The organism is Cryobacterium sp. Hz9 (assembly GCF_004402825.1).
Classification (GTDB): domain Bacteria; phylum Actinomycetota; class Actinomycetes; order Actinomycetales; family Microbacteriaceae; genus Cryobacterium; species Cryobacterium gelidum.
In genome coordinates this window covers 341,409-362,239 of record NZ_SOFC01000023.1, presented here as the reverse complement: position 1 = coordinate 362,239, position 20,831 = coordinate 341,409, and the positions used below count along the sequence as shown (strand labels likewise).

The window sequence follows — 20,831 nt, the reverse complement described above, 5'->3', positions numbered from 1 at the left end:
CGATGTACAGCGCGATAGCTAAAAACAAACGCAACACTGTTTTTATAATGATCCTCTTCTTCGTGATCATCGCGGGGCTCGGCTGGCTGGCCAATGCTGTCTACGGCCGTGGCGGCTACGGCATTCTCATCGCAACGGTCGTCATCACCGCCCTGTACGTCATCATTCAGTACTACGCGGCGGGTCGCCAGGCCATCTCCATGAGCGGCGGCATCAGGGTCAACAGCCAGTCCGATCATCCCAGGCTGTGGCGTATCGTCGAGAACCTGTCGATCACGACCGGCACTCCGATGCCCGAGGTCTATATCATCAACGACCCGGCACCGAACGCGTTCGCCACCGGCCGCGATCCGAAACACGCAATCGTCGCCGCCACCACCGGACTACTCGACATCATGGACGATTCCGAGCTCGAGGGCGTCATGGCCCACGAGATCGGCCATGTGCGCAACTACGACATTCGAGTGTCGATGGTCGTGTTCGGCCTCGTCGTGGCGATTGGGTTCATCTCCGATATGTTCCTGCGCATGGCGTTCTTCGGCCGCAACAACAACAGCAACGGCAACCCCATCGTCATGGTGTTCGGCCTCGTCGCCATGATCGTAGCTCCGCTCATCGCGACTGTGGTGCAGCTCGCCATCTCCCGCCAGCGCGAATACCTGGCGGATGCGACGAGCGCGTTGACGACGCGACACCCGGACGCCCTCGCCTCGGCGCTGGCCAAACTCGGCCAGTACGGTCGCCCGATGCAGAAGCAGAACAGCTCGATGGCGCACCTCTGGATCTCCGACCCGCTGAAGAAGGGTGCTATGGGCAAGCTGTTCGCGACGCACCCACCGATCGAAGAGCGCATCGAGCGTCTCACGGCCATGGGCCGTAAGTTCTGACCCGGTTCGCAGCGGTCAACATCGCCGCGTGAGTACGTGCGGTCTGGCTCACGGCGCTAGCGGGGGATTTTCAGCCAGGTCATGCCACGCAGTTCGATGCAGAACCGGTCGGGTGCCTGCACGATGGTCATGAGCACGTCGTCGCAGTTCGCGCAGCGAACGACGAAAGTATCGGGTTCGCCGTAGACCATCGCACGCGCTAGAACCGAGATGTCCCCGCATCCGCCACAACGAGCGGATGCGGTAGTCGGGTCGAACGTGAACAGATCGGATAGTGGGCCCGCGAGGGCGTTCCCGTCGAGGTGCTCGCCCATTACGCGCCTCCGAACCGTTCGGTCTTGACGCGCTGCGGTTCGTGCCCGAGGGCGACGAGCGCGGTGGCGACGGTCTCGACGAATCCGGTCGGCCCGCATACAAACACCGTCGGTGAGACCGCGGCCGGAAAACCGTGCGCCTCCACGTCTGCGGCGGTGATGCGTCCGGCGGGCCGAGACCATCCGCTCGGAGCGTGGCGAGTGAAAATCCAGGTCACCTCGAGGTGGGCAGACGGGGATTCGAGTTCCGCGCGGAAGAATGCGTCCAGCGGCGTGCGTACCGAGTAGAGGAGGCGAAACGGCGCCGTACTGCCGGCTGCCTCGTGCGAGCGGATCATCGCCATCAGAGGCACGATCCCCGAACCGCCGCCGATCAGCTGTACGCTCTCGGTCTGTTGCGGCGTCCAAACGAACCAGCCGCCCAGGGGGCCGCGCAGCTCGATCTCGTCGCCCTCGCGGAGCGTGTCGACCAGGTACGGCGAGACCTCACCGGTGGGCAGGCGGTCGACCGCGAGCTCGATCCGGTCACCGACACCGGCCGACGCGACGGAATACGACCGCACTGCGGTGTAACCGTTCGGGGCGGTCAGCCGCACGTCGGTGTGCTGACCGGCGATGTTTCCGCCCCAGCCCGGAACGTCCAGTACGATGCTGCGCCCGGACGCGGTCTCCCGTCGGGTCGAGGCCACGACGCCAACCTTCCAGTTCACCAATAGCGCTGTTCGAGCCAGGGATCGCCATACATGTTGTAGCCGTTCTGCTCCCAGAACCCGGGTTCATCAGTACTCTGCATCTCGAGGCCGCGAATCCACTTGGCGCTCTTCCAGAAATACAGGTGGGGGATGAGCAGTCTCGCCGGACCACCATGCTCCGGATCGAGGTTGACACCGTCGAACTCCAACGCAATCCAGGCCTTGCCGCCCAGCAGGTCGGCGAGCGGAACGTTTGTCGTATAGCCGCCGTAGGAATGCGCCATCACGTACGCATCGGTCGTCTCGACGGTCGCGAACAGGGTATCGAGGGAGACGCCTCGCCAACTCGTCCCGAGCTTCGACCAGCGCGTGACGCAGTGGATGTCGGTATCGATATCCTCAATGGGCAGCGCGTGCAATTCGTCCCAGCTCCACGTCTGCAGGGTGTCTGCGTCCGTGCGAATGCTGAACTGCCAGTCCGCGGTGGCGATGTGGGGGGTGGGCCCGGCCGACAGCACCGGGAAGTCCGCGGTGAGGTACTGCCCGGGCGGAAGCTCAGGGTTCGCTTCGCCACCGCGACCGGTGAAGCCACGAGAAATGACTGCCACAGGATGCTCCTTCGATTGCTGACCAGAATAACAGAGAGGGCCCAGCGGTCGCCAGCTTCGCTGGCTGATCCGGGCTGGTCGACGGCACGGTGCCGGGGGCAGAAAAACGAATCCGGCCAGGCACCACGTGGACGGAAGCGGACCTAGCCCAGTTCCGCAGCGAGCCCCGCCGCGAGGTTGCCGCGCTTCACCACGACGATCTCGTCGAGCCCCTGCCAGGCGGCAGCCTCCCGCAGCACGAGTGCGAGCCGAGCAGCGGCATCCGCTGGCGCCGCCGGTTCGGCCCAGGCTGACTGCACCCGCAGCACGCCGGCCTGCCGATCGTTTTTGAGATCGACCCGGCCGACGACCATGTCACCGAGCAGAATCGGCAAGGAGTAGTAGCCGAACACCCGCTTGAGCTCCGGCGTGTAGATCTCGATGCGGTAGTGAAAATTGAACAGGCGCAGGGCGCGGGCCCGTTCCCAGACCACAGGGTCGAACGGTGACAATACCGTCTGGGCGTTCATGCTGCGTGGCAGCCGCGCGTCGCGGTGCAGCCAGGCCGCTCCCGGAGTGCCCCTCGTTCCCCAGCCGGCCACTTCGACCGGGATGAGCTCGTCGGCCTCTTCGAGATCCCGGATCGCCACCAGGGCCGGTGTCGTCTTCAGTCGAAAGTAATCGGCGAAGTCTTTCACCGTGCCGATGCCGTGGGCCCGGGCAGCTCGGCTGACCAGCTCACGGTGGGCATCCGCACTCGAAATACCCTGCCCGAGCAGCTCGGGCGGGAAGACCTGTTCGGGCAGGGCGTAGACCCGTTCGAAGCGGATGCGTCCGGCGCTGACCACGTCACCCCAGCGGAACAGCGTCTCCAACCCGGTCTTCACTTCGGACCAGCCCCACCAGGGCCCACTGCGTCTGTTGGCGTCGTGTTCGATCGCGCTCGCGGGCATCGGCCCGTTGGCGGCAAGCTCGGCCAGAAGCCAAGCGAGCATCGGACGGTTGGCGTGCGACCAATCGTCGGTGTTTTGGGCCGAGCGGTCGCGGAAGTGCTGCATCCGCCAGTGAAACAGCGGCCAGACCTCGATCGGCAGAAACGATGCCTCGTGCGCCCAATACTCTGTGAAACGGGCTTCGCGCCCGGTGGTCAAGCGGTCGAGCTGTGCCTTGTCGTAGGCGCCGAGCCGACTGAATGCTGGCATGTAGTGGCTGCGTTCGAAGACGTTCACCGAGTCGATCTGCAACAGTTCAATCCGGTTCACGAGGCCGGTGAGCTGACGGATGCCGATTGACGTGCCGGTGCCCGAGCTGAACCCCTGCGCGGCCAGGGCGATGCGGCGTGCCAAAGCGGGGGAGATTGTCTCTGGCATTGCCCTGATCCTAGCGGTGACGGTGAAACGCCCCGCTTCTCTTCTGCCTCGCGCCACTGTTGCCGCAACCCCCGCGCCATCGAAGCGACCCCGGGAACGCATATGGGCTCCCGAGTGACGAGCGCTGACGGATGCCGACGGCCGGGTCGGACGGGAGCCGAACCCGTGCAAGACCTGTGTGGTATGCCGGGCCGTTCTAGACTGAGCGGGTGAGCGAATCCACGGGCAATCCAGGCACGCGTGCGCTGTTGCGGCTACGCCGCCGAGGCGTGACGATTCGAGCGCGCGAGCGCGCCGGTCGGACCGGATCCGAGCTCGGTGCCGCGCCGGTCGAGGCGGTGGCGCCGACGCCTGCCCCCGGCGGTGTGGACGAGAATCTTCCGGCGGGCATCCGCTTGGCCGGAGCCTGGTCCTGGCGGCTGATTGTGATCGCCGCGGCCATCGCCATCTTGATCTTTCTGATCATCCAGCTGCGCCTCATCGTCATTCCGGTGCTGGTCGCCGTCCTCGTGTCGGCCCTGCTGATTCCCTTCGTGGCCTTTCTGGTCCGGCATCGGTGGCCGAAGGGGCTCGCCGTCGCCGTCGCCATGGTGGGCACACTGGTGCTCGTCGCCGGGCTGGTCACGCTGGCCTCCACGCAGATTGCCGAGGGTACCGTCGGTTTGAGCGAGCGCCTCACCGCGAGTTTTGACAGTCTCAAATCGGTGCTCGCGGCATCTCCGCTGCAGTTGTCGGATACCGAGATCACCAACTATCTGCAGCAGGGCTGGACCGCGATCCAGAATGACAGCGCCGTGTTCATCAGCGGTGCCCTCTCGGTGGGAACCACCCTCGGACACCTACTCACCGGGCTGCTGCTCGCCCTGTTCAGCCTGCTGTTCATCCTCATCGACGGCAAAGCGATCTGGGCCTGGATCGTGCGGTTCTTCCCGCTGCGCGCCCGCGCCGCCGTTGACGGTGCCGGCATCGCCGGCTGGACCACGCTCGGCAACTTCGCTCGAGTGCAGATTCTGGTCGCCTCCATCGACGCGGTCGGCATTGGTGTCGGTGCAGCCCTGCTCGGGGTGCCGATGGCGATACCGATCGGCATTTTGGTGTTTCTGGGCTCGTTCGTTCCCATTATCGGCGCTGTGGCCACCGGTTCCGTTGCCGTTATCATCGCCCTGATCTTCAACAACTGGGCCGTCGCCCTTGCCATGCTTGGCGTCGTTCTGCTCGTGCAGCAGGTCGAAGGACACGTTCTCCAGCCGCTCATCATGGGAACAGCCGTCAAGGTGCATCCGCTGGCCGTCGTGCTCGTGGTCGCATCCGGCGCCCTGCTCGCCGGAATTCCCGGCGCCCTGTTCGCCGTGCCGGTGGCCGCCGTGTTGAACGCGATGATTACCTACATCGCTGGCGGCACCTGGCGCTCGAGTCCACCGGCGGTGATGCCGACGAGTGGTTCGGTGCTGTGGCAGACCGTGCCGCAAAGCCGACCGGGCTACCGCTCCGTCGCTGCGCTGGCGCGCACGGCACGGGTGCGGCCGCGGAGCATCCGTACCACCCGAGACGGATCCGCCCGCAGCACGCCCTCAGATTCCAGCGCCCCCGGCGTCCCGCACGACAATTCGGAGAACTAAGACATGCCAGAGACTACCCTTCTCGCACCCACCCTCGCTGAATTCGAGGCCGCGCGCGCGGTTGTCGCCGAGGTCGCGGATGTGACCCCGATGGAGAGCTCGCGGTACCTGGCCGACGTCTTGGGGGCACCGGTCTACCTCAAGTGCGAAAACCTGCAACGCACCGGCTCATACAAGATTCGTGGGGCCTACAATCGGCTGTCGAAGCTGACCGAGGAGGAGAAATCCCGCGGCGTCGTTGCGGCCTCGGCTGGCAACCACGCTCAGGGCGTGGCGTTCGCCGCGCGCGAGCTGGGCATCAAAGCGACCATCTTCATGCCGGTCGGGGTTGCGCTGCCCAAGCTGTCGGCGACGCGCGACTACGGTGCCGAGGTCATTCTGCGTGGCACGACCGTGACCGAACCGTTGCTGGCCGCAGCCGAATATGCCCGGGAGACCGGGGCGATCCTCATTCCGCCCTTTGACCACGTGGATGTCGTCACCGGGCAGGGCACGCTGGGTCTTGAAATTCTCGACCAGGTTCCCGAACTTGAAACGGTCATCGTGCCCATCGGCGGCGGTGGGCTCATCTCCGGTGTTGCCAGTGCGCTCAAGCAGCGCGCAGCCCGCGACGGCCGCCGCATCAGAGTCATCGGGGTACAGGCAGAGAACGCGGCCGCCTATCCGCCCTCCCTCGAAGCGGGGGAGGCCGTGATGATCAGTATTCTGCCGACCATCGCCGATGGCATCGCGGTCGCCAAGCCGGGGCTGCTGAACTTTGAGATCGTGCGCGACGCCGTCGACGAGATCGTCACCGTCACTGAAGACGACACCGCCCGCGCGTTGCTCGTGCTGCTGGAACGCGCCAAACTCGTGGTCGAACCGGCCGGCGCCGTGGCCGTCGCCGCCATCCTGGCTGGCAAAATCACCCCAACCGGGCCGACAGTGGCCATTCTCTCGGGCGGCAACATCGACCCGCTGCTCATGCAGCGCGTGATCAGCCACGGCCTTGCGGCGTCGGGACGGTACCTCACCCTGCGCATCATGCTGCCGGACCGCCCTGGCCAGTTGGCCCGCATCTCCGAACTGCTCGCCGAGGCGACCGCGAACGTCATCGAGGTGCTGCACACGCGGCACGGCGCCGGCCTGCGGATCAGCGAGGTCGAACTCGACGTCAGCGTCGAGACTCGGGGGCCGGAGCACCGTCAGCATGTCGTCGACACCCTACGGGCCGCCGGCTACGACCCCCAGATCGACTAGCCGCCGACGGACAGGGTCGATGCCGTCGGGGTCAGGCTCCGGTGAAGGTTTCCACGTTGGAGACGTGCACGCTTATTTCCTTGCCGTTGGGCGTGGTGTAGCTCGTCTTCGCGCCGACCCTGAGTCCGATGATCGCCGCACCGAGCGGGCTCTGCTCGCTGAACACGTCGAGGTCGCTGTTGGCGCCGATCTCGCGGCTGCCGATGAGAAAGCGACTCTCGTCACCGGCGATCGTGGCGGTGATGACGGTGCCGGGAACGACGATGCCGTTGCTTTCGGGGGCGTGGCCGACTTCGGCAGTGCGCAGCAAGACGGTGAGGGTGCGGATGCGCGCCTCCATCTTGCCCTGCTCCTCTTTCGCCGCGTGATAGCCGGCGTTCTCCTTGAGGTCGCCCTCCTCGCGCGCCGATTCGATCTTCTTCGCGATGTCGCCCCGGCCGAAATTACTCAGTGTCGCCAATTCCGCTGCGAGGCGGTCATGGGCCTCCTGAGTTAGCCAGGTGACCGTTGTGTCGGTTGTCACGAGTGATCTCCTTTTATAACGCCCGAGCGCAGAAAAACCCGTTGAGGCCGCGCGGATATCGTCGACGCCCCGACGATTGCCGAGACGAATACGTCAGTTTAGGTCAGCCAGCACTGGTAAATCAAACCGGTGTTGCTGAGGTCGGTGGTGCGCAGAATCTCTGTGAACGACCGGTTGTAGAGCGTGGATGGCGGCAGATCGATGATCTTCCAGCCGACGACGGAATAGCTCTCGTTGAGGGCCTGCACCGCGCAACTCGCCGTGCGGTTCACCGGGAGGGACACCTCGAACGTGACGCTCACGCTGTGTTCATCGATGATCGTGTGACCGATATCGCGAGCCTCGATCTGAGTGGATGCTCCGTCCAGCCCGGTCCACAGTACCCACGCTCCCAGCACCAACACGAAAACACCGCCCAGCCCCCACAGCATTCGCCGGTCGCGCCGTTTTCGGGAGGGCGTGCGCCCGTACCGTGATTGGATGGAGACACTTTCGCGCGTTGCCGGCACACCCGCGACTTCAGATTCGTCGAGGCGGTAGGGCTCACGGCTCGGTTGAACTCCGGTGGGCGTGCTGTTGAGGGGCACTGGCGATTTCACACTTTCGACGGAGCGATTAGGCTAGTAACTAGGTTATCTGGCCTAAGGTTATCCGGCATTCCTGAGGAGTATGGTGACGCTGCGACTGATGGCCGTGCATGCCCATCCCGACGACGAATCGAGCAAGGGCGCGGCAACGTACGCCTACTACCGCAGCCTCGGGGCTGAGGTGCTCATCGTGAGTTGCACCGGTGGCGAGCGCGGCAGTATTCTCAACCCCGCTGTGGTCGGCCACGCAATGGCCGAACGCGACATTTCGGGCCTGCGGCGCCTCGAGATGCAGGCCGCGCAACAGGCCCTGGGCGTGCAACACCGCTGGCTCGGATTCGAAGATTCCGGCATGGACGACGACAACACGGTGCCGCCGAACTCCTTCGCTGATATTCCGCTGGAATATTCAGCCGAACCGCTCGTCACCATGGTGCGCGAGTTTCGTCCGCAGGTTTTGATCACCTACGACGAAAACGGCGGCTACCCGCACCCCGACCACATCCGCTGCCACGAAGTCTCTCTGGAAGCTTTCCGCGCGGCCGCGGACCCGGAACGGTACCCGAACTCCGGTGCTCCGTGGCAGATCGACAAGCTCTACTACGACCGGATCTTCAATCTGGAGCGCATCGACGCGATGTACCTCGCCCTCAGCGTGGCAGAGCCGGATTCTCCGCTTCTCGAACCCCTCGAGGCGGCGCGGGAGCGCATGGAGAACTATCCTCAGCTCGCCACCACCCATGTTCCGGCCGGCGCATTCCTCGAGGTGCGCGATGCGGCCCTGCGCTCGCACGCGAGCCAGGTTGCTCCCGACAGCAGCTTCTTTTTCTGGCCCAATGATCTGGTGCGCGAGGCTTGGCCGTATGAAGATTTCCAACTCGTCGAATCGAAAGTAGACACCGCTATGCCCGAATCCGATCTCTTTGCCGGAATCCAGGACGACGAATGACGGCGCTCATTAGCGACGCGTTGATCACCGTCGTGCTGGCCGCGACGCCGGACCCCAACTTCGACCCGAACACCGTCACGCCGGGTGTCGTCGGCTTCGTGGCTATCTTCTTTGTGGCGGCGGCGACCGTGCTGCTGTGCCTCGACGTGGTTCGTCGCATCCGTCGCACCACCTACCGAGCCGAAATCAAAGCGCGGCTCGACGCCGAACTAGCGGCGCGGGACAACGACCCGAACGCACCCCGCACGCCGGGTGACAAGCCCGAATAAGCGCGCTCTCCGTTACGGGTAGAGCGGATGCGTGGCGATCAGCAGAATCGCCGCGAAATGACACAGGAACGCCACAACCGTGAGGGTGTGGAAGATCTCGTGAAAGCCGAACACGCCTGGAATCGGGTTGGGCTTCTTCAGCCCGTAGACCACCGCACCGACCGTGTAGCAGAGCCCGCCAACCAGAATCAGTGTCATCATGGCGGCGTTGGCCTGGAAAAAGTCCACGATAAACAAAAGCGCGCCGTAGCCGAGGAGCAGGTAGAGCGGCACATAGAGCCAGCGCGGGGCGTGAATCCAGAAGACGCGAAAGAGAATCCCGAGCCCGGCTCCGCCCCAGACCAGCCAGAGCAGCAGCGTGGATTTATCCGGTGGCAGAGCGAGCACGGTGATCGGCGTGTATGACCCGGCGATCAGCAAGAAGATGTTGGCGTGATCGATACGCTTGAGAATGATGCGGGTGCGCGGCTGCCAGTTGAAGCGGTGGTACAGCGCCGAATTACCAAACAGCAGCATCGAGCTGAGCACGAACACCGCCGAGCTGATCTTGGCAGCCGGCCCCTCGGCGAGCACGAGCAGCACGAGGCCGGCCGCGATCGTCACGGGAAAAGTGCCGGCGTGGATCCAGCCGCGCCAGGTCGGCTTGACGTCCTCCGGATGGGCGTCTGCCGCCTCGATCAGTGGCAAATTGGGACTGGAATGCTCGGCGGCCATGCTGCAAGGATACGACAGGGCGCACCCAGTCTGCCCCGAACGCTCGTCGGAGTGGACTAGCGTAATTGTGTGCAGAAACCCCAAGTCCCCTTAGCGCGCGGCCTCCTTTACAGGCTGTATCAGCGCCGCCTGAGGCGCGGACTCACACCGGCGCACCTGCCCCGGCACGTTGCCATGATCATCGATGGCAACCGGCGCTGGGCCCGGCAGCTGGGGTTTCAGACCGCGGCCCACGGTCACCGCGCCGGCGCCGCCAAGATGCGAGAATTTTTGGAATGGTGTGACGATCTCGGAATTTCGGTGGTCACCCTGTACCTGCTTTCCTCCGACAACCTCACCCAACGCCCGAGTGATGAACTCGCCGATCTGATCGAGATCATCGCCGATCTTGCCGAAGAATTGTCGCACTATCGCGACTGGCGGGTGCAGCAAGTGGGGTCGAAGGCCGGCCTGCCCCTGCCGCTCGTCGCAGCGCTCGATGCAGCGGATGCGCGCACCAGCGCCCATACGGGACTGCACATCAATCTCGCCGTCGGCTACGGCGGGCGCACCGAGATCACCGACGCGATGCGCAGCATTGTCGCTACCCACCACGCGCACGGCGGTTCGCTGGAGGACCTCGCGGAGACCCTCACGCCCGAACTGATCGGCCAGCACCTGTACACCGGCGGCCAGCCAGACCCCGACCTGGTTATTCGCACCTCGGGCGAGCAGCGGCTGAGCGACTTCATGTTGTGGCAGAGCGCGCACAGCGAGTTCTACTTTGTCGAAGCCCTCGGGCCTGACCTGCGACAGATCGATTTTCTGCGCGCCCTGCGTGACTTTTCCCGCCGGCAGCGTCGCTACGGAAGCTAGATTCATTCGTGGAGTGAGACTGGGTGGGGTGGCAGGGGGAGTTTGTGTTTGACAACCGATTGGACCCGCGCATGAATTCACTCCAGACCTTTACCGACGGCTTTCGTGACGAGCCCGGCTATCTCGACTTCGGCCGGGTAGGCCCGCTCTCCGCGGCCGTCATTGCCGAGAGCCTCGGTCAGACCGAGGTGCTTTCCCGCGCCCGGCACGGCAGCCTCGACCATTTGGACGAACAAGATCTGCGAGCCCGCACCGCGGTATCCGAACTCACCGGATTCGCGGCCGATCAGATTGTGCTCCAGCCCAACACCAGTTCGGGCCTCATGCAGGCCATGTTCGGTTTGACCGGTTCCGTGCTGCTGTCCGCTGGAGACTTTCCGAGCGTGCCATTCGCGGCGGTGCGGGCCGCTGAGGCCCTGCACGCGGTCACCCCGCTCTGGTTGGAGACCGTGCGAGGCCGCGTCACCCCCGGCGAGATCCGTGACCAGCTCACCCCGGCCGTCGCTGCCGTCGCCGTCTGCCTGGTCGATTCCCGCACCGGGTACCGCAGCGACCTCGACGGTATCCGTCAGGTCATCGGCGATCGCCTGCTCATCGTCGACGCCATTCAGGGATTCGGCGTCGTCGATGCCGCCTATGAGGCAGCGGATGTCGTCGCCTCCGGTGGTCAGAAATGGACACGGGCCGGCTGGGGCACCGGCTTTCTCGCCCTGAGCGCGCGTGCACTGGAACGCCTCGTGCCGGTGTACTCCGGCTATGTCGGCACTGACACCGACGACCCGTGGGACGAGGTCACCGCGCCCAGCCACGGCGCCCGCGCCTTTCGGGTCACCAATGGCGACTCCATAGCCCAGGCCCGGTTCGCCGCAGCCCTGGAGCAGACCGCTGATGTCGGCGTCGACGTCATTCAGGCCGCCATGAATGACAACGTCTCCCGCATCATCGAACTCGTCGACGAATTCGTCATCGAGATCGTCTCACCCCGCGATGCCAGGGAGCGGGCCGGAATCGTTGTGCTCGAGCCGCCGGCGGAACTGCTGACCACCCTCGTGGCGAGCCTGCATAACCACGGCCTCACCGCGACGACGCGCGGCGGAACGGTGCGGCTCTGCGTCCACGCTGCCCTCGACCCCGACACGGTGACCATGCTGAGGGCTGCCCTCACCGCCTACACGCTGGCCGCGACCTACTAGACCCGGCGATGCGTCCGGCTGCGCCTTCGGCTCGGAACCCGGAGCCGGCCCCAACGTAAGGTGAACGTCAGATTTTGGTGGGCGTGTCGGGTTTCTTTTTGTTCCCGTACGTCGTAGCGTCACATCATCAGGTACGACACCTGATCGAGACGGCCATATAAGTACGGCTCGAGAATCGCTTCATGGCCAGCTCGCCGATGTGATCCGCGTCCTCGTGACGCAGGGTGGGAGTGGCTGTGACCGCTAAACGAACCGACGCCAGCGCGACTGACCGGGTGGAGACATCCACTTCGCAAACCGAGCGCACCTTCGTGTTGGACACCTCGGTGCTTCTGTCAGATCCGAAGGCAATCTTTCGCTTTGCCGAGCATGCCGTCGTGTTGCCCGTGGTGGTGATCAGCGAACTGGAGTCCAAGCGCAACGACCCGGAGATCGGGTATTTTGCGCGGCAGGCGTTGCGCAATCTCGATGAACTGCGGCTCAAGCATGAGCGCCTCGACTTTCCGATTCCGGTCGGCGATGGCGGTAGTTTGCGGGTGGAACTCAACCACTCCAATATGTCGGCGCTGCCGTCTGGCCTGCAATTGGGTGACAACGATTCGCGCATTCTGGCCGTGGCCCTCAACCTGGCCAATGACGGAATGACCGTGACCGTCGTCTCCAAGGACCTGCCGCTGCGGGTGAAGGCCGCTTCTCTCGGCCTCGCTGCCGATGAATACCGGCACGAACTCGCCGTTGATTCCGGCTGGACCGGCATGGACGAGATCACCCTCAGCGCCGAACAGATGAGCGTGCTCTATGACAAAGAGATGCTGGATTCCCGCGCGGTGCAGGACATGCCGATCAACACGGGCCTGGTCATTCACTCCGACCGCGGGTCGGCCCTCGGCCGGGTGACCAGCCGGGGCACGCTCAAGCTTGTGCGCGGTGACCGTGACGTCTTTGGACTGCACGGCCGCTCGGCGGAGCAACGGCTGGCCATTGACCTGCTGCTCGACCCGGAGATCGGCATTCTCTCGCTCGGCGGGCGGGCCGGAACCGGTAAGTCGGCACTGGCCCTCTGCGCGGGCCTGGAAGCCGTGCTGGAACGCCAGCAGTATCGCAAGATCATGGTCTTCCGTCCGCTCTACGCGGTCGGCGGCCAGGACCTCGGCTTCCTGCCCGGTGACCAGGGCGAGAAAATGGGGCCGTGGGCGCAGGCGGTGTTCGACACACTCGGCGCGATCGTGTCGGAAAATGTGGTCGAGGAGGTGATGGAGCGCGGCATCCTCGAAGTGCTTCCGCTCACTCACATTCGCGGCCGGTCCCTGCATGACGCCTTCGTGATCGTCGACGAGGCGCAGTCGCTGGAACGCAACGTGCTGCTGACCGTGCTGAGTCGCATCGGTCAGAACTCGCGCGTGGTGCTCACCCACGATGTCGCCCAGCGCGATAATCTGCGGGTCGGCCGCTTCGACGGCGTCGCCAGCGTGATCGAAACGTTGAAGGGGCATCCGCTGTTCGCGCACATGACACTGACCCGGTCGGAGCGCAGCGCGATCGCAGCGCTCGTGACGGAGATGTTGGAGGGTAACGAGGTTATGTAGCCGAGCTGTCGAGCGGATGCTGGTGGGTCACCCCGGCGACAGGTCACCTGCTCCTCAGCTCAAACATCGACGATTCCCAGGGTAGCTCCGAGAAAAACACTCGGAGCTACCCTGATAATCGCCGAAACTCGACACCCCGCAGATAACCTGCCGCCGCGGCTGGATCGCGACCATCGCGCATCCGGTTATTGGCGCATTTGTGATGGAGCCGAATGGGTGGTGGTGCTGGCTATTTCTTCTGCGGGGGACGCGTCATACTCAGCACGTCGAGGGCCGTGTCGAGTTCGGCGAGCGTGAGGTCGCCGCGTTCGACGTGGCCGAGCGCGATGACGGACTCACGCACGGTGAGGCCCTCGGCGACGGCCTTCTTGGCAACCTTGGCGGCGGCTTCGTAGCCGATGACGCGATTGAGCGGGGTGACGATCGATGGCGACTTCTCAGCCAGCGCACGAGCGTGCTCGAGGTTGGCGACGAGGCCGTCGACGGTCTTGTCGGCGAGTACGCGGGTCGCGTTGGACAGCAGGCGGATCGACTCGAGCAGGGCGGTTCCCATGACCGGGATACTGACGTTGAGCTCGAACGAGCCCGAGGCACCCGACCAGGCGATGGTGGCATCGTTGCCGATGACGCGCGAGCAGACCATGAGCACGGCCTCCGGAATGACCGGGTTGACCTTGCCGGGCATGATCGACGAGCCGGGCTGCAGGTCGGGGATGCTGATCTCGCCGAGCCCGGTGTTGGGGCCGGAGCCCATCCAGCGCAGGTCGTTGCAGATCTTGGTCAGCGAGACGGCGATGGTGCGCAGTGATCCGGAGGCGTCGACGAGGCCGTCGCGGTTGGCCTGGGCTTCGAAGTGGTTGCGCGCTTCGGTGATCGGCAGTTCGGTCTCGGTGACGAGAAGTTCGATGACGAGCTGCGGAAAGCCATACGGGGTGTTGATGCCGGTACCGACCGCGGTGCCGCCGAGCGGAACCTCGGCGATGCGGGGGAGCGCCGTGCGAATGCGCTCGATGCCCAGGCGCATCTGCCGGGCGTAGCCGCCGAACTCCTGGCCGAGGGTGACCGGGGTGGCATCCATCAGGTGGGTGCGGCCGGCCTTGACGGCCTCTTTCCAGAGTTCCGCCTTGGCCTCGAAAGAGACGGCGAGGTGGTCGAGCGAGGGGATGAGCTCGTCGATCAGGGCGCTTGTGACGGCGATGTGCACCGACGTGGGGAACACATCATTCGAGGACTGGCTCGCGTTGACGTGGTCGTTCGGGTGCACCGGGCGGCCGAGGGCGCGGGTCGCGAGGGTCGCGAGGACCTCGTTCATGTTCATGTTCGAGGAGGTGCCGCTGCCGGTCTGGTAGACATCGATCGGAAACTCGCTGTCGTACTGGCCGGTGATGACCTCGTCGGCGGCCGCGGCGATCGCATCGGCGATGTCCGCATCGAGCACGCCGAGCTGGGCGTTGGCGAGGGCTGCCGACTTCTTGATGCGGGCCAGGGCCGCGATCTGCGCGGACTCGAGGGTGGAGCCTGAGATCGGAAAGTTCTCCACGGCTCGCTGCGTCTGGGCACCGTACAGTGCGTCCATCGGAACCCGGACCTCACCCATCGTGTCGTGTTCGATCCGGTAGCCGGCGTTTGCGGAGGTGTCCACCACTATGTGCATCCCTTTCGGTGCTGTAGGAGAGTCGTGCTGTGCGCAACGGCTGCGCGATCATTCCTGGCGGGTCTAAATGACGCCCACCACGATATTGGGGTCGGCGTGCCCTTCGCGAAGAACGTAGTTCGCGCCGACGATAGCCAATGTACCTTCTGCGACGGCCGAGCTGATCACCTCGGACCGTTTGAGCATCTCGGTGACCGTGTTTTTGAGATGTTCCCGGCCGACGTGGCCGGCATCGACCAGCGCTGGGTCCACGAAAGCGGATACCGCCGGCCCGCTCACTCGACGCACCGCCGGAACGATCTTCTCGATAAGGTGCATGATGTGGGTTGGCAGGGCCGGGGCATCCTCTGCTTGAGAGTCGATGGCGGCGCGCACCGCGCCGCACTCGTCGTGGGCGAGCACGAGGATCAGCGGCACGTGCAGCACGGCGACGGCATATTCGAGCGAGCCGAGCACGGATTCCGAGATGACCTGTCCAGCGTTGCGCACGACGAACAGATCACCCAGGCCCTGGTCGAAGATGATCTCGGCTGCGAGGCGGGAGTCGCTGCAACCGAACAGGGCGGCGTGCGGAGTCTGCTGGCCGACGAGCTCGGCCCGCCGATCGACGTCCTGGCGGTGGCGCGGGGTGCCGGCGACGAAGCGTCCGTTGCCCTCACGCATTTCTTTCCAGGCCTCGGCTGGAGACGGGATCGCCGTCGATGCCCGGTTCATTCGGCGGCGTTCTGGGCCACGTTGGCGGCCAGCGCGGTGGCGAGGATTTCGAAGTCGCCGGTGGGTGCCGTACCGATGAGCACGTAGGTGCTCGCACCGGCGGTCGTCACGAGGGCATAGTCGAAATTGCCCCGATCGGCGGCCGCCGCGCTGTTGCGGTACACGTCCCAGGTCACGCCGGCGATGCTGACGGTGTCAACGACGGGCACATCGGGCAGTTTCTGGGCGAGCCAGGTGGGGTTGGCGTCGAAGGCCTGGTTGAAGCCGATGTACTGGTTGCCGGGCGTGAGCAATCCGATGTACCAAGACGGTACCTGACCGTTGCTGCCGGCCCGCCACTCGGCGTCGTTGGCGCTCCAGCCGCCCGGCAGCTCGGGGCTAGCAAGGGTGTGATCAACGACCGGCTGCACCTGGGCGGCGATGCTCGCATAGTCGACGTCGCGAATGACCGGGTTGTCGTTGCGCGGCACCAGAAGTACGAGCACGAGCACGGCGCCCACCGTCACGAGCAGCGAGAGCACGAGATTGTTGACGGTCTTGTGCGACCGGTACTTGCGCGAATTCTCGGCGAGCCGGTCGGCGGTCTCCTGCGGAGTCTCCGGCCGGCCCAGTTCAGCGACGACGCGCGGCGGCTTCGGGGCGCGGCTCATCTGCTGGGCGTGCCGTCGGTGTCTGTGTCGCCTGTGGTTGTGTCGGCGGCGGGCGCCGTGGCAGCCAGGCGGGCGGCATCGAGTCGAGCCTTGGCGCCGATCAGCCATTCTTCGCAGCGGCGAGCGAGGGCTTCGCCTCGTTCCCACAGCGCGAGCGACTGCTCCAGGGTGCTCGAACCCTGCTCGAGCTCGTTCACGACGCGAATAAGGTCATCGCGGGCCTGTTCGTAGCTGAGATCACTGATGGCGGGGGCAGGCGAGGTCATGACATCCATTCTAATTATCTCGACACGGTGGCGAGCACGGCGGCGTTCGCGGTGGCGGGTACCGTGCCGCTGGCCAAGGTGAGCAGGAGCTCAGTACCGGCCGGGGAATCTTCGGCGCGGCGCAGCACGCGGCCGTCGGGCAGCTGGGCGATCGCATAACCGCGGTCGAGGGTGCCCTGGGGGGACAGGGCGCGCAGCTGAGAGCGCAACTCCAGCACGGCGGCCTCGGCGCGCTCAAGAATGCGCCCGGTCAGTTCGGCACCGCGCGCAACGTAGCGGGTGAGGTCTTCACTGCGAGAATCGATGATCCAGCACGGGTCGACGAGCACCGGGCGGCTGCGCAACTGCGAGATTCGATCGATTTCCGACGAGAGGATGCCGGTGAGCCGGCTGCTGAGACGCGCCCTGGCCTGCTGCACCCGGTTCAGTTCGTCGCTGACGTCGGGAACGACGCGCTTGGCGGCATCCGTCGGGGTGGACGCGCGCAGGTCGGCCACCTCGTCGAGCAGTGGACGGTCGGCCTCGTGCCCGATCGCGCTGACCAGCGGCGTCACACAGGCTGCTGCCGTGCGCACGAGGCTTTCATCGCTGAAGGTGAGCAGGTTTTGAAAATCGCCGCCGCCGCGGGCGACGATGATCACGTCGACCTCGGGATCAGCGTCGAGACGCGCGATGGCACTGGTGACCTCGCCGACGGCGCGATCACCCTGCACGGCGGCGTAAGCGACCCGAAAGTTGACGGCCGGCCAGCGCAGCTGGGCGTTGCGAATGACGTCTTTCTCGGCGTCGGAATCTTTTCCGGTCACCAGGCCGATGCAGTGCGGCAGAAACGGCAGGCGCTTCTTGCGGGAGGCGTCGAACAGACCCTCGCTCGCGAGTTGCTTGCGCAGCCGTTCGAGCCGTTCCAGCAGGTCGCCGAGCCCGACGTGGCGCATTTCGAAGGCCTGCATGGTGAGCGTGCCGCCCTTGACCCAGAAGTTGGGCTTGACCAGCGCGACGACGCGGTCACCCGCCTTAAAGTCGGCGGTGAGTTTGGCGCGCACCGACGACCAGATCGTGAAACTCACCGTGGCATCTTCGGAGAGGTCCTTGAGCTTGCCGTAGACGTTGCCGCCGCTGGCCCCCCACTGGGTGATCTCACCTTCCACCCAGACCATGCCGAGACGTTCGATATAGCCGCGAATCTTGCCCGAGAGCAGGGCGACCGGCCACGGTGTCTCGACGGTGGCGGGGGTATCCGTCATGCCGTGGACCTTGGTGTTGGGCTGGCTTGGGGCACAGGCTGGTCCTCCCAGAGTTTTTCGGTCGTGCGTGCGTAGACTGAGGCGGTGAAGACCGCGATTGAAACAAGCACAGCGCAAACGAACACAGCGCAAGCCAAGAGCACTCCGCCCGTTATCGGCCTGGGCATGCCGCGCATCCCGAGCGCCCGCAACAGGCTTAAGGATACCCCGGTGGTCGGACACAAGCGGGTGCTGCTCGCTGCGCCTCGCGGTTACTGCGCCGGAGTCGACCGTGCAGTCATCGCGGTCGAGAAGGCGCTCGAACACTACGGCGCCCCGGTGTACGTGCGCAAGCAGATCGTGCACAACATCCATGTGGTCTCCGAGCTCGAGAATTTGGGTGCCATCTTCGTCGACGAGGTCGACGAAGTTCCGCACGGCGCGCACATCGTCTTCAGCGCCCACGGCGTCTCCCCGGCCGTGGTCAATGCCGCCGCCGAGCGCGGCCTGCAAGCCATCGACGCCACCTGCCCGCTCGTCACCAAGGTGCACCGCGAAGCCGTGCGCTTCGCCCGCGACGATTTTCAGATTCTGCTGATCGGCCACGAAGGTCACGAAGAGGTCGAGGGCACCGCCGGTGAGGCCCCCGAGCACACCACCCTCGTCGGCAGCCCCGACGAAGCCGACACGGTCGTCGTGCGCGACCCCGATCGGGTGGTCTGGCTCTCGCAGACCACGCTGAGCGTCGACGAGACCATGGAAACCGTGCGCCGGTTGCGGGCGCGCTTTCCCAACCTGCAGGATCCGCCGAGCGACGACATCTGCTACGCCACCCAGAACCGTCAGGTCGCCATCAAGAAGGTGGCCCGCGACTCCGACCTGGTGATTGTGGTCGGCTCCGCTAACTCGTCCAACTCGGTGCGCCTGGTCGAGGTGGCCCTGGAATACGGCGCCAAGGCCGCGTATCGCGTCGACTTCGCGAGCGAGGTCAAACAGGAGTGGCTGGACAACGCGGCGACCGTCGGGGTGACGAGCGGGGCATCCGTTCCCGAGGAACTCGTCGACGAATTGCTTGAGGCGCTCGCCGACGCCGGATATAGCGACGTGGAACAGGTCAAGACCGCCGAAGAAGACCTCATCTTCTCGCTGCCCAAGGAGCTGCGCAAGGACCTCTCCGGCGAAACGGATGCCCGCGCCTTCGGTGGACGCGTCGCAGCAGCTGAGTAGTCGACCGGGTAACCGAGTCAGCTACTGACGGCTGAGAAACTCGATGAGGGTCGGGTCACTGAGCATCGCGGCGAGGATGAACGCAAACAGTGCCACGATCGACACAGCACCGCCGATAATCGGAATATAGAACGCTCGGCGGCGTCGGAGCAGCAGACGCACCGACACCGCCGAGGCGGCCAGCCAGACGAACACCAGCGCGATAGCTCCGACCGAGGTCAGAGGCCCAAGACCGGCGGCTGGCGTGTAGGTTCCCAGGCCCTGCTGGGTATAGATCAGCTGCATCGCGTCGGGGAGTGCGCCGAGCGAAAACGCGCCATAGAGGGTGCCCAGGAGCCCGAAGGCCAGCAGCCCGATGGTCAGCGGCCGGTCCCAACCGGGCACGATGCGCCGAACCGGCTGGTGAGGCCGTTGCGGTGCCACCGGAGCAATGGACTGTTCTGCGCGCGATGGCGTGCCCGCTCCCGCCCCGACAATGGGGGCGGGAGCGGATTCAACCCGGTCTTCTTCCTGCGGAGGTCGCCACGTCCAGCCCTCGGGGGCAAGTTCGCCGTATTGGGGGCGGGGGCGTGGGTCTGCTGCTGGGGGTGGAACGGAGTCCGGATTCTCTGACATTGCTCTAACTGTTTGAATGCCCGGCGGAGCCGAGCTGGCGGGTGGATTCGACAACGCGCGCGGCCATGGCCGACTCGGCGACCTTGCCCCACGCACGCGGGTCGTAGACCTTCTTATTGCCAACTTCGCTGTCGACCTTGATCACACTGTCATAGTTTTTGAGCATGTAGTCGGCGATCGAGCGGGTGAAGGCATACTGGGTGTCGGTGTCGATGTTCATCTTGACGACGCCGTTGGCGACGGCTTCGGCGATTTCAGCATCGGTCGAGCCGGAGCCGCCGTGAAAGACCAGGTCGAGCGGCAGCGCTTCGAGTCCGAACTTGGCGGAGAGGCCGGTCTGGATCTCCTTGAGCAGTTCCGGGCGCAGCCTGACATTGCCGGGCTTGTAGACGCCGTGCACGTTGCCGAAGGTGAGGGCAGCCATATAGCGGCCCTGCTCACCGAGGCCGAGGGCCTCAACCATTCTGATCGCGTCATCGAGGGTCGTGTACAGGTTCTCGTTCACGTCAGCCTGAACGCCGTCTTCTTCACCACCGACGGCACCGATCTCGACCTCGAGAATGGCGTTGATCGCGCGGGTGCGCTTCAGAATGTCTGTGGCGATCTCAAGGTTCTTGTCGAGCGCAATGGCCGAACCGTCCCACATGTGCGACTGGAAGATGGGGTGGCCGCCGTCGGCCACCGCCGACTCCGAGGCTTCGATGAGCGGAATGACGAAGTCGCCCAGTGCGCCCTCTGGGCAGTGATCGGTGTGCAGCGCGACGGTGATCGGGTAATTGTCGGCGACCGCGTGAGCGAAGCGGGCGAAGGCGAGCGCGCCGGAGGCCCTGTTCTTCACGGTGTGCCCGGCGAAGTAGTCGGCACCGCCGGTGGTGACCTGAATGATGCCATCGGAGCCGGCTTCGGTCAGGCCCTGGAGAACGGCGTTGATACTCTGCGACGACGACACGTTGAAGGCCGGGTAGGCGAACCCGCCTGTCTTCGCTTTGTCGAGCATTGCGGCGTACTGGTCGGGGGTTGCGATGGGCATTGCTTCTCCTCGAAAATGTGCGGGGGTGTGACCCGAGTCTAACCACGCCCGCCTCCGCGTAGTCCGCC

At 65.1% G+C, this 20,831-nt stretch carries 23 protein-coding genes; 9 read left to right on the top strand and 14 right to left on the bottom strand.

Annotated elements, in window-relative coordinates; genetic code table 11:
* The first annotated feature begins 2 nt into the window (after positions 1-2).
* Entirely contained in the window at positions 3-887 is an 885-nt protein-coding gene (locus E3N85_RS14130) for a M48 family metalloprotease (RefSeq protein WP_134464200.1), read from the top strand.
* Positions 888-943: 56 nt separating this feature from the next.
* On the opposite strand, the gene E3N85_RS14125 is transcribed toward E3N85_RS14130, so the two are convergent.
* The 4 genes from E3N85_RS14125 to E3N85_RS14110 all read right to left on the bottom strand — a co-directional run bounded on the left by E3N85_RS14125 (position 944) and on the right by E3N85_RS14110 (position 3,850).
* Positions 944-1,201, bottom strand: a complete 258-nt coding sequence (locus tag E3N85_RS14125; RefSeq protein ID WP_134464198.1) for a DUF6510 family protein — start codon at positions 1,199-1,201, stop codon at positions 944-946.
* Positions 1,201-1,890, bottom strand: a complete 690-nt coding sequence (locus E3N85_RS14120; protein WP_241978517.1) for a ferredoxin reductase — start codon at positions 1,888-1,890, stop codon at positions 1,201-1,203. Before E3N85_RS14120 ends, E3N85_RS14125 begins: the two co-directional genes overlap by 1 nt.
* 17 nt (positions 1,891-1,907) lie before the next feature.
* The gene (locus E3N85_RS14115) at positions 1,908-2,501 is read right to left on the bottom strand and encodes a sulfite oxidase-like oxidoreductase (RefSeq protein WP_134464194.1); all 594 of its coding nucleotides are present in this window, start codon (positions 2,499-2,501) and stop codon (positions 1,908-1,910) included.
* Positions 2,502-2,644: 143 nt separating this feature from the next.
* Positions 2,645-3,850 (bottom strand): winged helix-turn-helix domain-containing protein, encoded by a 1,206-nt coding sequence (locus tag E3N85_RS14110; protein ID WP_134464192.1) that lies wholly within the window; start codon positions 3,848-3,850, stop codon positions 2,645-2,647.
* A 209-nt stretch (positions 3,851-4,059) separates the two neighbouring features.
* Here E3N85_RS14110 and E3N85_RS14105 point away from each other — a divergent pair, with 209 nt between their 5' ends.
* Both E3N85_RS14105 and ilvA read left to right on the top strand, forming a co-directional pair.
* Entirely contained in the window at positions 4,060-5,469 is a 1,410-nt protein-coding gene (locus E3N85_RS14105; protein WP_241978516.1) for an AI-2E family transporter, read from the top strand.
* A gap of 3 nt (positions 5,470-5,472) precedes the next feature.
* On the top strand, positions 5,473-6,708 hold the full coding sequence (ilvA, locus tag E3N85_RS14100) for a threonine ammonia-lyase (RefSeq protein WP_134464190.1): 1,236 nt from the start codon (positions 5,473-5,475) through the stop codon (positions 6,706-6,708).
* Positions 6,709-6,739: 31 nt separating this feature from the next.
* On the opposite strand, the gene greA is transcribed toward ilvA, so the two are convergent.
* Both greA and E3N85_RS14090 read right to left on the bottom strand, forming a co-directional pair.
* Positions 6,740-7,231, bottom strand: coding sequence for a transcription elongation factor GreA (greA, locus tag E3N85_RS14095; RefSeq protein ID WP_134464188.1), 492 nt, complete (start codon positions 7,229-7,231; stop codon positions 6,740-6,742).
* A gap of 98 nt (positions 7,232-7,329) precedes the next feature.
* Positions 7,330-7,662 carry a DUF4307 domain-containing protein gene (locus tag E3N85_RS14090; protein WP_134464186.1) on the bottom strand — a complete coding sequence of 111 codons (333 nt, stop codon included), beginning with the start codon at positions 7,660-7,662 and terminating at the stop codon, positions 7,330-7,332.
* A gap of 238 nt (positions 7,663-7,900) precedes the next feature.
* Between E3N85_RS14090 and mca the strand changes: the two genes are divergently transcribed.
* Together mca and E3N85_RS14080 are read left to right on the top strand one after the other, a co-directional pair.
* Positions 7,901-8,767 (top strand): mycothiol conjugate amidase Mca, encoded by an 867-nt coding sequence (gene mca / locus E3N85_RS14085; protein WP_241978515.1) that lies wholly within the window; start codon positions 7,901-7,903, stop codon positions 8,765-8,767.
* Positions 8,764-9,036 (top strand): hypothetical protein, encoded by a 273-nt coding sequence (locus E3N85_RS14080; RefSeq protein WP_134464184.1) that lies wholly within the window; start codon positions 8,764-8,766, stop codon positions 9,034-9,036. The genes mca and E3N85_RS14080 overlap by 4 nt, the downstream gene beginning before the upstream one ends.
* Before the next feature lie 12 nt (positions 9,037-9,048).
* Here E3N85_RS14080 and E3N85_RS14075 read toward each other — a convergent pair whose 3' ends face one another.
* On the bottom strand, positions 9,049-9,750 hold the full coding sequence (locus E3N85_RS14075; protein WP_134464182.1) for a hemolysin III family protein: 702 nt from the start codon (positions 9,748-9,750) through the stop codon (positions 9,049-9,051).
* Positions 9,751-9,819: 69 nt separating this feature from the next.
* Here E3N85_RS14075 and E3N85_RS14070 point away from each other — a divergent pair, with 69 nt between their 5' ends.
* The 3 genes from E3N85_RS14070 (at position 9,820) to E3N85_RS14060 (ending at position 13,384) form a co-directional block, all read left to right on the top strand.
* Complete coding sequence (locus tag E3N85_RS14070) at positions 9,820-10,605, top strand: isoprenyl transferase (protein ID WP_134464180.1); 786 nt, start codon at positions 9,820-9,822, stop codon at positions 10,603-10,605.
* Between the two features lie 71 nt (positions 10,606-10,676).
* A complete protein-coding gene (locus E3N85_RS14065) occupies positions 10,677-11,798 on the top strand; it encodes an aminotransferase class V-fold PLP-dependent enzyme (protein ID WP_134464178.1) in 1,122 nt (373 codons plus the stop codon).
* Between the two features lie 236 nt (positions 11,799-12,034).
* Positions 12,035-13,384 carry a PhoH family protein gene (locus E3N85_RS14060; RefSeq protein WP_370289331.1) on the top strand — a complete coding sequence of 450 codons (1,350 nt, stop codon included), beginning with the start codon at positions 12,035-12,037 and terminating at the stop codon, positions 13,382-13,384.
* A gap of 229 nt (positions 13,385-13,613) precedes the next feature.
* On the opposite strand, the gene E3N85_RS14055 is transcribed toward E3N85_RS14060, so the two are convergent.
* The 5 genes from E3N85_RS14055 to xseA form a co-directional block, all read right to left on the bottom strand.
* Positions 13,614-15,029 carry an aspartate ammonia-lyase gene (locus E3N85_RS14055; RefSeq protein ID WP_255453899.1) on the bottom strand — a complete coding sequence of 472 codons (1,416 nt, stop codon included), beginning with the start codon at positions 15,027-15,029 and terminating at the stop codon, positions 13,614-13,616.
* A gap of 72 nt (positions 15,030-15,101) precedes the next feature.
* The gene (locus tag E3N85_RS14050) at positions 15,102-15,752 is read right to left on the bottom strand and encodes a carbonic anhydrase (RefSeq protein ID WP_304991251.1); all 651 of its coding nucleotides are present in this window, start codon (positions 15,750-15,752) and stop codon (positions 15,102-15,104) included.
* Entirely contained in the window at positions 15,749-16,402 is a 654-nt protein-coding gene (locus E3N85_RS14045) for a DUF4245 domain-containing protein (protein ID WP_166783965.1), read from the bottom strand. The genes E3N85_RS14050 and E3N85_RS14045 overlap by 4 nt, the downstream gene beginning before the upstream one ends.
* The gene (locus tag E3N85_RS14040) at positions 16,399-16,677 is read right to left on the bottom strand and encodes an exodeoxyribonuclease VII small subunit (RefSeq protein WP_134464172.1); all 279 of its coding nucleotides are present in this window, start codon (positions 16,675-16,677) and stop codon (positions 16,399-16,401) included. The genes E3N85_RS14045 and E3N85_RS14040 overlap by 4 nt, the downstream gene beginning before the upstream one ends.
* A gap of 5 nt (positions 16,678-16,682) precedes the next feature.
* On the bottom strand, positions 16,683-17,912 hold the full coding sequence (gene xseA, locus E3N85_RS14035; protein ID WP_134464170.1) for an exodeoxyribonuclease VII large subunit: 1,230 nt from the start codon (positions 17,910-17,912) through the stop codon (positions 16,683-16,685).
* Between the two features lie 165 nt (positions 17,913-18,077).
* Between xseA and E3N85_RS14030 the strand changes: the two genes are divergently transcribed.
* Entirely contained in the window at positions 18,078-19,118 is a 1,041-nt protein-coding gene (locus E3N85_RS14030) for a 4-hydroxy-3-methylbut-2-enyl diphosphate reductase (protein ID WP_134464560.1), read from the top strand.
* A 21-nt stretch (positions 19,119-19,139) separates the two neighbouring features.
* On the opposite strand, the gene E3N85_RS14025 is transcribed toward E3N85_RS14030, so the two are convergent.
* Both E3N85_RS14025 and fbaA read right to left on the bottom strand, forming a co-directional pair.
* On the bottom strand, positions 19,140-19,733 hold the full coding sequence (locus tag E3N85_RS14025) for a DUF6264 family protein (protein ID WP_134464168.1): 594 nt from the start codon (positions 19,731-19,733) through the stop codon (positions 19,140-19,142).
* Positions 19,734-19,737: 4 nt separating this feature from the next.
* Positions 19,738-20,763 (bottom strand): class II fructose-bisphosphate aldolase, encoded by a 1,026-nt coding sequence (gene fbaA / locus E3N85_RS14020; protein WP_134464166.1) that lies wholly within the window; start codon positions 20,761-20,763, stop codon positions 19,738-19,740.
* Between the last annotated feature and the right edge of the window lie 68 nt (positions 20,764-20,831).